This is a genomic window from Methylorubrum zatmanii (assembly GCF_014845115.1).
Lineage (GTDB): Bacteria > Pseudomonadota > Alphaproteobacteria > Rhizobiales > Beijerinckiaceae > Methylobacterium > Methylobacterium zatmanii.
Genome location: NZ_NKUI01000102.1, coordinates 1 through 11,705, shown reverse-complemented (window position 1 = coordinate 11,705; position 11,705 = coordinate 1). Strand labels below are relative to the sequence as shown.

The 11,705-nt window shown below is 62.7% G+C and carries 10 protein-coding genes and 2 pseudogenes; 4 read left to right on the top strand and 8 right to left on the bottom strand.

Annotated elements, in window-relative coordinates; all coding sequences use genetic code 11:
* From MZTS_RS13475 to MZTS_RS13440, 8 genes and pseudogenes are all read right to left on the bottom strand, one after another.
* Nucleotides 1-1,188, bottom strand: a pseudogene (locus tag MZTS_RS13475) (IS3 family transposase); the annotation flags it as partial.
* 113 nt (nt 1,189-1,301) lie between these two features.
* On the bottom strand, nt 1,302-1,865 hold the full coding sequence (locus MZTS_RS13470) for an NADH dehydrogenase ubiquinone Fe-S protein 4 (RefSeq protein WP_012754162.1): 564 nt from the start codon (nt 1,863-1,865) through the stop codon (nt 1,302-1,304).
* Nucleotide 1,866: 1 nt separating this feature from the next.
* A complete protein-coding gene (locus MZTS_RS13465) occupies nt 1,867-2,487 on the bottom strand; it encodes a hypothetical protein (RefSeq protein ID WP_037094075.1) in 621 nt (206 codons plus the stop codon).
* Between the two features lie 211 nt (nt 2,488-2,698).
* Nucleotides 2,699-3,346, bottom strand: a complete 648-nt coding sequence (locus MZTS_RS13460) for an HdeD family acid-resistance protein (protein ID WP_003603279.1) — start codon at nt 3,344-3,346, stop codon at nt 2,699-2,701.
* 26 nt (nt 3,347-3,372) lie between these two features.
* Entirely contained in the window at nt 3,373-4,515 is a 1,143-nt protein-coding gene (locus MZTS_RS13455; protein WP_003603278.1) for a hypothetical protein, read from the bottom strand.
* 77 nt (nt 4,516-4,592) lie between these two features.
* Nucleotides 4,593-7,487 carry an ATP-dependent Clp protease ATP-binding subunit gene (locus MZTS_RS13450; protein WP_192284234.1) on the bottom strand — a complete coding sequence of 965 codons (2,895 nt, stop codon included), beginning with the start codon at nt 7,485-7,487 and terminating at the stop codon, nt 4,593-4,595.
* Nucleotides 7,488-7,550: 63 nt separating this feature from the next.
* On the bottom strand, nt 7,551-9,383 hold the full coding sequence (gene ftsH, locus MZTS_RS13445) for an ATP-dependent zinc metalloprotease FtsH (RefSeq protein ID WP_192284233.1): 1,833 nt from the start codon (nt 9,381-9,383) through the stop codon (nt 7,551-7,553).
* 16 nt (nt 9,384-9,399) lie between these two features.
* A complete protein-coding gene (locus MZTS_RS13440) occupies nt 9,400-9,828 on the bottom strand; it encodes a MarR family winged helix-turn-helix transcriptional regulator (RefSeq protein ID WP_192284235.1) in 429 nt (142 codons plus the stop codon).
* Nucleotides 9,829-10,030: 202 nt separating this feature from the next.
* On the opposite strand from MZTS_RS13440, the gene MZTS_RS13435 reads away from it, so the two are divergent.
* The 4 genes and pseudogenes from MZTS_RS13435 to MZTS_RS13420 all read left to right on the top strand — a co-directional run.
* A complete protein-coding gene (locus MZTS_RS13435; RefSeq protein WP_192284232.1) occupies nt 10,031-10,456 on the top strand; it encodes an Hsp20/alpha crystallin family protein in 426 nt (141 codons plus the stop codon).
* 14 nt (nt 10,457-10,470) lie between these two features.
* Nucleotides 10,471-10,869 (top strand): Hsp20/alpha crystallin family protein, encoded by a 399-nt coding sequence (locus MZTS_RS13430; RefSeq protein ID WP_012754153.1) that lies wholly within the window; start codon nt 10,471-10,473, stop codon nt 10,867-10,869.
* Nucleotides 10,870-10,889: 20 nt separating this feature from the next.
* The gene (locus tag MZTS_RS13425; protein WP_192284231.1) at nt 10,890-11,381 is read left to right on the top strand and encodes an Hsp20/alpha crystallin family protein; all 492 of its coding nucleotides are present in this window, start codon (nt 10,890-10,892) and stop codon (nt 11,379-11,381) included.
* Nucleotides 11,382-11,492: 111 nt separating this feature from the next.
* Nucleotides 11,493-11,705 (top strand): annotated as a pseudogene (locus MZTS_RS13420) (phosphate-starvation-inducible PsiE family protein); the annotation flags it as partial.

The window sequence follows — 11,705 nt, the reverse complement described above, 5'->3', positions numbered from 1 at the left end:
AAAGCGATGGGGGGACGTCAGGCCTCGACGCCAGCGCGGGCGGCGTAGCTGATCCGGGTTGCGCAGCCGCCCGTGCGGCCATGGCGGGCACGAAGACTTCTGGAGCCGGCGGCTTGTAGCCGAGCGAGCCGTGCGGGCGCACGGTGTTGAAGTGCCGCCGCCAGCTTTCGACGATGATCTTCGCCTCCGCGAGGGTGTAGAAGATCTCGCCGTCGAGGAGTTCGTCGCGCAACCGGGCATTGAACGACTCGATGAAGCCGTTCTCCCAGGGACTGCCGGGCGCGATGTAGGCGGTCTTGGCACCGACCGCGCTGATCCAATCCTGCACGGCTTTGGCGACGAACTCGGGACCGTTGTCTGAACGAATATGCTCTGGCAGACCGCGCAGGATGAACAGGTCCGAGAGCACGTCGATGACGTCGATCGCCTTCAGCCTTCGGTCGATACGGATGGCCAAGCATTCATGGGTAAACTCGTCGATGATGTTGAGCATGCGATACTTTCTCCCGTCATGGGTACGATCCTCGACGAAGTCGTAGGACCAGACGTGATTGGGCCGCTCGGCGCGCAGGCGGATGCAGGATCCGTCTCCCAGCCAGAGCCGGCTTCGTTTGGGTTGCCGGGCCGGAACCTTTAGCCCCTCGCGTCGCCAGATTCGCTCAACCCGCTTGTCGTTGACGACCCAGCCTGCCGTCGAACGCAACAACTCGGCGATCTTGCGATAGCCGTAGCGGCCGTATTGGCGGACCAGCTCGACGATATCGGCGATGAGCTTTTCCTCATCGTCGCGTCCGTGCGGAATCCGACGTTGTGTCGAGCGATGCTGCCCGAGCACACGGCAGACCCGCCGCTCCGACACCTTCAGAGCGAGCCGGACATGGTCGATGCAGGCGCGGCGACGCGCGGGGCTCAGTAGTTTCCCGAAGCCGCCTCCTTCAGGATCAGCTTGTCGAGTGTCAGGTCCGCGACGGCGCGGCGGAGCCGGGCGTTCTCGGCCTCGAGCTCCTTCATCCGCTTCACCTGATCCGTCTTCAGCCCGCCAAACTCACGGCGTCAGCGGTAGTAGCTGACCTCCGTCACCCCGATCGAGCGGATCGCATCGGCCATGGGCTGCCCCTGCGAGACCAGCACATCGACCTGGCGCAGCTTCGCGACGATCTCTTCAGGCTTGTGGCGCTTCTTCGGCATATCGGTCCTCCTGTCTGCCAAAAGACATACTTCAGGGTGGACCAATTCAACGGGGGTGGATCAGTATCGGCCCATGGAAACATCTCATTTCCCCGAGCGCATGTAGCTGGCCGTCATCCCGTCGTCTTTCTTGCAATTGTCACACCCGTCCACGCCGGAGGATCAGAGGCGGGGAAGGATTCGAGCGAGGCTTCGAGGACCGGATCGAAACTCTCCCTGTCGCTGGTAGACGGGTCGGCCGTGCTCTCATGCTGGACGCCTCTTGAGAGGCGGCGATCGGGGCGGAACGGGACCCGGAAGGCTCCCGGGGCATCGACGCCCCTGTGCAGCCGGTGGCGCGTCTCACCCGCCCAAGGGTTCGCCATCCGGGCTCCCCCAGCGTCCTCGCGCACGACATAATGCCAGTCCTGCCGCTCTGCGAAGTCCACGGCGCTGTCGCGATCCGGAAACTTCAGCCGGATCGGACGATAGGGATCGCCGCTGGACGTGTATCCCATCAGCGGCTCGATCTGCGGCGGCCGGGACGGCTCGAACTCGAGGACCCAGTAGTTGGGCCGAGGCGCCGATGTCATCGCGGAACGGGCAGGACGGTAGATGATTGCCGTCGGCACGTCCCAGGATGGCAGATCGGTTCCGGGAATTTTCGGCGGGAATGGTGGGCGATTATGGCCGCGCATATCAGTTCTCCCGGGTGTCGGTGGATACGAGAAGGTGACGTTCGAGATCGTCGAGTTTTTCCATTCGCCTCGAATTCAGGCGAACGGCGCGTTCGGTGTTCTGCGAAGGAAAGGCAGCAGCGTGCAGGACGTCCGACCGCATCGCTATCGTGAGATCGGCGACGGCATTCATCACGCCCTCTCCGTCCCCGTCCGAGAGCGTGCCGTCAGCAAAACCGGACTGCAAGCTCTCCAGTACCTGCTCGAAGCTGGACACGACCCCTGCACTCGCGACCACAGCCAGCTTGTGGCTGAGAACACGCAGTTCATCGATCAGCTTCGCATCGTGCCTTGCGGTTTCCACGATCTCTGCGACCTTCTCGATGCAGGCCATGTAAATGTCGCATTGCTGCTGGAGGATGATGACCCTTCCTTCCTTGCGAAGCTCGAGATCGGTCTGGCGATTGAGAAGCGCCGCGGTCAGAATGATCGTCACGACAGCGCCGAGGAAGATGAGCGTCATCTCCTGCGCGAAAGGCAGTATGTCTTCGGCAAGATACATCGAACGAAAAACGAAAACGATGCCGATGCCCAAGGCAGCGGCCGCAGCAGCAAATGCCAAGTCAGGCAGGCGGTTCGACATCAGCACCTCGCATTTTCGGTGTCAGGTGGCATGCACGGCTTTGCATCGGCGTCCGGCGCCTCTGCGTCCCGGTGCCGCAGGAAGATTGGCGTCGGACCGCTGCCGAACGGATTGAAGCCGGTGCTCAGGCAACGGTCGAAGATCGTTTCGTCCCATCGGGTGAAATCGTCCTCCTCGCCGGCAAGTCGCCCGTCATCCACCACAGGGCACCTCACGCCTTTGCCGATGGGGGAGCGTCATCGAAGGCCGCACCGTCCGAACGATCCGCCTTGCGAAGCCGTAGCCCGAGGAGGATCATCATCACCCCGAAGACCGCGGCGTAGAAGCCGATCAGCCAGCCGAGCGCGAGGAAGCTTTCGACCGGGCGCGTCAGCAGCATCCAGGTCACGACGACACCGAGAACGACCGAGAGAAGGCCGCTCAGGATCAGCCAGATTTCGCCGTTGATTTCCTTTCGCAGGCGGATCGCTGCCGCGATCTCGAGGGCACCCGAGAACACGGACCAGAATGCGATGCTGGCCCAGAGGAATGTCGCAAGCACAAGCGTCGCGACAAAAGGCGAGACAACCACGACGACGCCCGTGGCGATGCCCAGAATGCCGCTGAACATCAGCCAGCCCCAGCGTTTGCCCTTGCGGATGTTACGTATCGCGGCGACGAGGCCGAACACGCCGTCGGCAAAGGCGAACGCGCCGAAGACCAGCGTGAGCGCCAGAAGCGCTTCCGCAGGCATGACGAAGGCTAGCACTGCGATGATCAATGCGAGCACGCCGCGTAACACGAATGCCCACCAATTCCGGGACAGGCTGCACAGCATGTCCTGCATCTTATCAGTCGGGTTTTCAGAGGCTATGGTCATTGGTCGATCTCCTATTCAGTTCCATGTCAGGTGTCGGAGCCGGCCTCCTCGCCGGTTAGGGCGGCGGCCACGCGGCGGCGATCCTCGATCGGCTGAGGCAGACGCCGCGTGTGAGCGATTTCCCGTTCGATGGGCGCGCGGCCTGATGGATCTCTGACCAACCCGGCTTCGGCAAGCCTCGCGCGTAGTGTCGCGCCCGCATTTTCTGCGATCTCGGCGACCACTGTCTCGGTCAGGCCGAAAAGGTCTGCCGTCTCCGCGATCGTAGCGTTGTCGAGGTGGAGCCGATAGAGAACGCGGCGTTCGACCGACGGAAGATCGGCGATTGCCCGGTGCAGCACCATGGCGATCTTATGCCGATCCGCTTGGCTCTCGGGGTCTGTGCCGCCGTCGTCGGCGAGGAGGTCCTCCAGCATCAGCACTTCGTCGGGCTGGTAGAACTCGAACATCGCCTGATCCGCCTCGGTCGGATCCTCCGCCGGGGCCTCGGGTTCCGCCTCGATGGAGGCGGCATCCTCAGGCACGGCGCGGCGGGCGGCGCGGGATTCTTCCTCGATGGTCTCAAAAGCCAGCCGTTTCAGCCAGTCGCCGACGGAAAACTCCGAAGGCCGATCCTCGAAGCGGGCCAGCCCCTTGAGGATCGTCGCATCGAAGAGACCGCGAACGCTCAGATATCCCTCCGGTACCGATCCGCTGCATTCGAGATAGGTCAACTCGCGCCTGACGGTGTCATAGATCGTATCGAGATGATCCTCGATCAGGTCAAAGAAGAGCTGGCGCCGGTCCGCTTCCGCCGCATCCCGCGCGGGCGGCAGCGGGGCGCCGATCCGGCGCCGGCGGGCGGGACGCTTGTATTCAGGCTCGTGCTTGAGGCGCGCCACATGCCGATCGACCTGGTGGCGCAGGTCGGCAAAGGCCTTGCGCAGGACAGGCTCGATCTCGAATCCCTCTTCCCGCGCCGCGATCACGCCCGACGGCAGTTGCAGGCGCAGGCTGACTTTGATGCGCTTCTTGCCCCTCGTCTGCGAGGCAACGACTTCGAGCCGGACCAGATCCTCGCGAAAGCGCGCAAGGTGCGGTTCAAGTTGCCGCACCTCCTCCTCGATGACCTCAGGCGCGCGCTGTTGGCCGTGCCGGTCGAGATTGCGGAATGATCTAATGACGTTCATGCCGTGGACCTTCCTATAACTCTCCGAAGAGATGGTCCGGCGCGACCGATATCGCGCCGGGCCAGTCTTTTGCGCTGTCACTCGGCGGACTTGTCGTCCTTGGACTGCACCTCATCCTCAACGCTGGGCTTCGGAACGTCCGTCTTGTTTTCGGCAACTTCGCTGGGCTCCTCGATCCCGGCCTTGGCCTGATCGTCCGGGCTGTCGTCACCGGTGTCCTTTACGATCTTTTCGAACACGACCCTCTGTTCGTCTTCCGACCAGGCGACGCGGACCTTGTCACCATCCTCGATCCGCCCGGAGAGCATCTCGCGGGCCAACTCGGTCTCCAACTCCGACCGGATCAGCCGGCGCAGCTCGCGGGCGCCGAATTCGGGGCGGAAGCCGACCGCGCCGAAGTGATCCACGACGCTCACGTCGAATTCGAGTTCGACGCCCTGGCCGAGGGCGGTCCGTTTCACCCGGTTCAGCTGCAACTCGACGATCTGGCGGATCTCCGACTGGTTCAGCGAATGGAAGACGATGATCTCATCGATCCGGTTGATGAACTCTGGCCGGAAATGACCGCGCAACACCTCCATCAGTTCGGATTTCTGCTTGGCCTCGTCGAACTCCCTGCTGCCGCGTTTCGTGAGGTTGCGCTGGATGATGTCCGAACCGAGGTTCGAGGTGGCGATGATGATGGTGTTAGTGAAGTCCACCACGCGGCCCTTGCCATCTGTCAGGCGGCCATCGTCGAAAACCTGAAGCAGGATGTTGTAGACATCGGGATGCGCCTTTTCGATCTCGTCGAGGAGCACGACCGAGTAGGGCCGACGGCGCACCTTCTCCGTCAGCTGCCCGCCTTCGTCGTATCCGACGTAGCCCGGAGGTGCGCCAACCAACCGGGCAACCGAGTGGCGCTCGCCATACTCCGACATGTCGATACGGATCAGCGCGTCCTGATCGCCGAAGATTACCTCGGCGAGCGTCTTGGCCAGTTCCGTCTTGCCAACCCCGGTCGGCCCGAGGAACAGGAAGGTCGCGGTCGGACCGGAACCTTCGCGCAGACCCGCACGCGCCAGGCGCACCGCATCGGCCACGGCGCGGATCGCTTCTTCCTGGCCAATGACGCGCTCGTGCAGCTTCTCCTCGAGCTTCAGGAGCTTGTCCTTCTCCTCGGCGGTCAGCTCCGTGACCGGAACACCGGTGATCTTGGAGACGATCTGCGCGACATGATCGGCGCGCACCTCGGCGGTCGCCGAAGCCTGGTCGCGCTTCCAGATCTCCAGAAGCTCGTCAAGCTCCTTCTGCTTCTGCTCGAGTTCCTTCTTCAGTTCCGCTGCTCGGTCGAATTGCTTGCGGGCTGCGGCATAGTCCTGTTCGCGCTTGATCTGCGCGACCTCGGCTTCGAGCTCCTGCACGTCCACGGGCCGCGCAGTGGCCGAGATCTTCACCCGCGCCGCGGCCTGGTCGATCAGGTCGATCGCCTTGTCGGGCATGAAGCGACCGGTGATATAGCGATCCGAAAGCTCCGCGGCGGCGATGATCGCCTCGTCGGTGATCGTCACCTTGTGGTGGCTTTCGAGCGTGTCGCGCAGCCCGCGCAGAATCATGATCGTCTGTGCGACCGTGGGCTCGTCCACATAAACCGGCTGGAACCGTCGCTCGAGCGCCGCGTCCTTCTCGATGTATTTCTGGTACTCGTTGAGCGTCGTCGCGCCGATCAGGTTCAGCTCGCCCCGCGCCAGCGCCGGCTTGAAGGTGTTGGCGATGTCGAGACCACCTTCGCCACCGCCCTGGCCGGCGCCGACGATGGTGTGCATCTCGTCGATGAACAGGATCAGGCTGTCCTTCTCCTCGGTGATCTCCTTGAGGATCTTCTGGACTCGCTCCTCGAACTCGCCGCGATACTTCGACCCGGCCACCATCGAGTTGATGTTGAGCTCGACCAGCCGCTTGTCGCGCAGCGCCTCGGGCACTTCGCCCGCGACGATCCGTTGTGCAAGTCCCTCGACGATGGCGGTCTTGCCCACGCCGGGCTCGCCGATCAGCACCGGGTTGTTCTTTTTCCGGCGGGCCAGCACTTCGATCGTCGTCTCGATCTCGCGGGCGCGGCCGATGACGGGATCGAGCTTGCCATCGCGGGCGAGCTTCGTCAGGTCACGGCTGAACTGGTCGAGATCGGGGGTGTTCGACGGAGTCTCGACGCGGCCTTCCTCGGCTCCCTTGCCGACCACCTTCGTCACCTGCTGGCGAAGCGCCTGCGGCGTCAACCCCAGCTTGCGCAGCATCGCCGCCGCGAGGCCTTCGCCCTCTTCGGCGAGCCCGATCAGCAGATGTTCCGGCCCGACATAGGAATGGCCAAGCTCGTTCGAGGCGATGAAGGCCCGGTTCAGCGCGTCCTTGAGACGCGGGCTAACACCGATTTCGCCTTCCGTCTTGGCGTCTCCACGCTTCGCTTCCTTCTCGATCTGGCGCCGCAGATCGTCCACATCGACCTTGAACTGTTCCAGGATCGTCTTGACGACGTCAGACGAGGTCAATGCCAGAAGCAGATGTTCGGTATCGACCTCGCTGCGCCCGAATTCCCCGGCCTTCTGTGCTGCATCCTGCAGGAGCTTGTTGCCCTGTTCGCTCAGCCGGTCGGCGATGGTGCGTCCGCCGCCGCGCCGCGATCCACGCCGCGGCGCGCCCTCGCCGACAGTGGCGTCGACGACAGCGTCATCGCCATCACCCATAGAGCCGAGCGTGCCGCCTCGCAGCGGACTGTCACCAAAGAGGCTGCCGAAACCGCTCTCGCCGAAGAATTCGTCAAGAAGGGAACGCCGTCCGAACAGGGACTCCAGCGGCGAGGCGCTGCGCCCCGACCGGCGCGCCATTTCGCTGTAATGCTGGTCGCAAAGCTCCATGTTCTGAATTCTGCCGTTCACCGAGGCGCGCACGCGCGCCGTCGCCGGGCGACCGCAAATATCGCAAGCTCCGTTTGCCATTTGTCTTCTCCTTTATCTTTATCCAGTCAGGGTTATCCGCCGATCATCTGCGCAGTGACAGTGTCACGCAGCGACCGCTTCCGTTCTTTTCACCTTGGACCCAATTGCCACCAGATCGGGCTCGTCCAGTGTCTCTCGTTGCAGGAGATCCTGCGCCGATTGCTCGAGAAGTTCCCGATTGGTTTCAAGAAGGGTGAGGGTGCGCTTGAAGACGCCATCCACGATGTCGCGCACCTTCAGGTCCATTCGCTCGGCCGTGGCCTCGCTGTAGCGGCGGTTGAGCCAGGACGCCTGATCGCCGGTGCCGAGAAAGCCGGGCCGATCGGTGTCATAGCTGACATGCCCGAGGTCTTCGTCCATCCCGTAACGCGCGACCATGGCGCGGGCGATATCGGTCGCCTTGACCAGATCGTCCGCCGCCCCAGTCGAGACATGATCGTAGATGATCTTCTCTGCCGCGCGCCCGCCAAGCAGGACTGCGATCTTGTTTTCGAGTTCCTCCCGCGTCATCAGGAAGCGGTCCTCGGTCGGGCGCTGGATGGTGTAGCCGAGCGCGCCAATCCCGCGCGGTATGATCGAGACCTTGTGCACCGGGTCTAACCCCGGCAGAGCCATCGCCACCAGCGCGTGCCCCATCTCGTGGTGCGCTACGATCTCGCGTTCGCGCGGATTGAGAACGCGGTTCTTCTTTTCCAACCCCGCGATGATGCGCTCGACGGCATTGTTGAAGTCGTCCATCGTCACCGCATCAGCCTTGCGGCGCGTGGCGAGCAATGCTGCCTCGTTGACGAGATTGGCAAGATCCGCGCCGGAAAAGCCGGGAGTAAGCGCTGCGACCTTCTCGGCATCGACGTCCGGGGCGAGCTTCACCTTTTTCATGTGAACGCCGAGAATCTGCACACGTCCCTTCTTATCCGGCCGATCCACCAGCACCTGCCGGTCGAAGCGTCCCGCACGCAGCAGCGCGGGGTCGAGGATCTCTGGTCGGTTGGTGGCGGCCAGGAGCACGATGCCCACCGAAGGGTCGAAGCCGTCGAGCTCGGTCAGAAGCTGGTTCAGCGTCTGCTCACGCTCATCGTGGCCGCCAGCGATTTGGCCGGAGGAGCGCGCCCGCCCGAGAGCGTCGAGTTCGTCGATGAAGATGATCGCCGGCGCGGATTTCCGGGCCTGCTCGAACAGGTCGCGCACCCGTGCGGCACCGACGCCCACGAACATCTCGACGAACTCCGATCCCGAGATCGAAAAGAAGGTCACGCCCGCCTCACCCGCCACCGCGCGGGCCAGCAGCGTCTTGCCGGTGCCCGGCGGCCCAACGAGCAATATGCCTTTGGGGATATGTGCGCCCAGCTTTCCGTATTCGGCGGGGTTCCTGAGGAACTCCACGACCTCCTCGAGCTCGGCCTTGGCCTCGTCCACACCGGCCACGTCGGCGAAGCTGACGCCGGTTTCTTTTTCCATGTAAACTTTGGCCTTGCTGCGGCCGACCTGCATGAACCCGCCGAAGCCCTGCTTGTCGGCGAACTTGCGGAACAGCAGCATCCAGATTCCGAAGAAGACAAGCGCTGGCGCCACCCAGGAAATCAGCGTGCCGAGAAAAGTGTTTTGCGGAACGCCAGTGATCTCGATACCTGACCGGTCTATCCGCTCCAGGATTGCGGGATTCACTACGGTCGTCACAAACTGCTTCTTGCCGTCGACCGGTTCGGCGAAGGTGCCTGTGATAGTGTCTGCCCCGACCGCGACAGAGGAAATTTTCCCGTCAGCGAGATACTTCTCGAACTGGCTGTAGCTGATCGGCGCGACGGATTGCCAGCCGGCGATCAGGTTCTGGATGAAAAGCACGGCTATGAAAGCCACCACCCAGTACCAGATGTTGTATTCGGTCTTCCTTTCCATACCTATTCGCCCCCCTCTAGCGTAAAAGCCGCGCCCTGATCCGCTCGAGCAGCGCCAGCAGGATGCGCCTTTCGTCTGCCGACAGATCCTGCAGGATTTCGTGTTCGAGCGCCGATTGCCGCGGCGCGAGTTCCTCCAGCATCGCCCGGGCCTTCGACGTTGCGGTGACGATCTGCGACCGCCTGTCGTCGAGCGAGGGCGACCGCTCGACCCAGCCGCCCCGGACCATGCGATCGACGAGCTGGCCCGCAGTGGCCGGGCCGACCTCAAGTCGGTCGGCCAGATCGCCGATGGTCAGCCCGGGCGCATCCTCGACATGCGCCGCCGCCATCCAGGACAGGCGGGTCAGGCCGCTGTCGCGGATGTCTTGGTCGATCCGCTGCTGGATGAGCTGCGCGACCCGGTGGATCGTCGTCCCGATCAGCGCGATGTCCGAAGAGATCATAGGTATCCTTCCTCCGGTTGCATGAGACATAGGATAGACCGCACTCCATCCAAGGCGCAATGCACGCATCATATAAGCTTGCATAATAAATGGAACCGCCTATCTTGATGGGCGGTCTCCGAACCCACATCCGGCCGGCACCGTTGCCCGGTCCCTCCCTGCCGACGGTTCGGGGGCATCGATCAGCAACAGGAGGCCAGTAATGCTCTACCCGACATATCTGCGCCGCAGCGATCCCTTTGCGCTGATGCGCTCCATGATGCGCGATCTCGACCGCGGTTTCTGGCCGCCGGCCCGCGCGGCGTTCCCGGCGGTGAATGTCTGGCAAGGCCCTGAGGCCGTTGGAGTCACCGCTGAACTTCCCGGCATCGAACCGGGCGACATTGAGATTTCGGTTAAGGACAACGTCCTGACGCTTTCGGGCGAACGCAAGGCGCCCGAGGTTCTCGACGGTGCGCGCTGGCACCGCAACGAACGCAGTTTCGGCAGGTTTTCCCGCACTATCCGCCTGCCGTTCGCGGCCTCGGATGACAAGGTCGAGGCGAGGATGACGAACGGCGTATTGCGGATCGTCATCTCCCGGCCCGAGGAAGAAAAGCCGAAGAAAATCGAGATCAAGGCAGCCTGAGAGGAGCTGGAACGATGAGCACCGACATCACGCAAGCCGCCGAAAAGACGCCGACCGACTCGCCCGAGACCACCGGCGGCGGACGCATCTACCGCCCGTTGACCGATATCGTCGAGACCGATCAGGGTGTCTCCATGATGCTTGAAATGCCTGGGGTCGCCGCCGATGCGATCGAAATCACGCTCGAAAATCGTGTGTTGACGATCCGCGGCAAGGTTGACCCGGTGCGGCCGAAAAACCTCGAACTTGCCTATGCCGAATATGGCGAGGGCGATTTCGAGCGTGCCTTCACGCTTTCCGAGGACTTCGACCCCGACAGGATCGAAGCCGAGATGCGAGGAGGCGTCCTAACTTTAACGCTCCCCCGGGCCCCTGAAGCGCAGCCGAAAAGGATCGCCGTCAAGGGCGCCTGAAAACCGAAGGAGACCATATCATGCAGATCAAAGACCTCATCCCCTGGGCGCGCAAGGACGGCGCGCCAGACACCAAGAACAGCGAAGACAACCCGATCGCGACGCTCCAGCGAGATATGAACCATGTGTTCGAGAACTTTTGGAACCGGGTCGGTCAGTTCGAATGGCCCTGGGGCAGCGGCGAAGCCAAATCCGACATGGTCGAGACCGACAACGCGATCGAAGTGTCGATCGAGCTGCCGGGCATGGAGATGAAGGACATCGAGGTGACGGTCAACGATGACATGTTGACTGTGAAGGGGGAGAAGAAGATCGAGCGCCAGGTGGAGAAGAAGGGGTATTACCTGTCCGAGCGCAGCTACGGCGCAATCTACCGGACAATTCCGCTCCCTCCCGGTGTGGATGGCGAAAAGGCGCAGGCATCCTTCAAGAACGGGGTTCTGACGATCAAGCTGCCCCAGACACCCGAGGCGCAGGCGAAGATCAAGCGCATCGATGTCAAGAACGGCTGATTTGCCACATTGGGTGTCGCCGGTTTGCGGCGTCCGCTCAGCTCCGTTTGATATCACGCCGTCTGGTGAGCCCCGGGGAGCCTGTTTCTCCGGGGCGGCTTTCGAGGGGGAATGATGAAAGACCTGAAACGATCCGGGCTAACCCGTGAACAATGGTCGGCGATGACGCTCTACGAGAAGTTCGAACAGGTCGTCATTTTCGTCCTCAGCGCCATCATTGCGGTTATCGTCGTGGCGTCGGTTTGGGCGCTGATGCGCGAGGTCGTGAACCGGTTGGTCTTGGGAGCGTTCGACACGCTCGATTACGAGCTATGCAGGATTTTA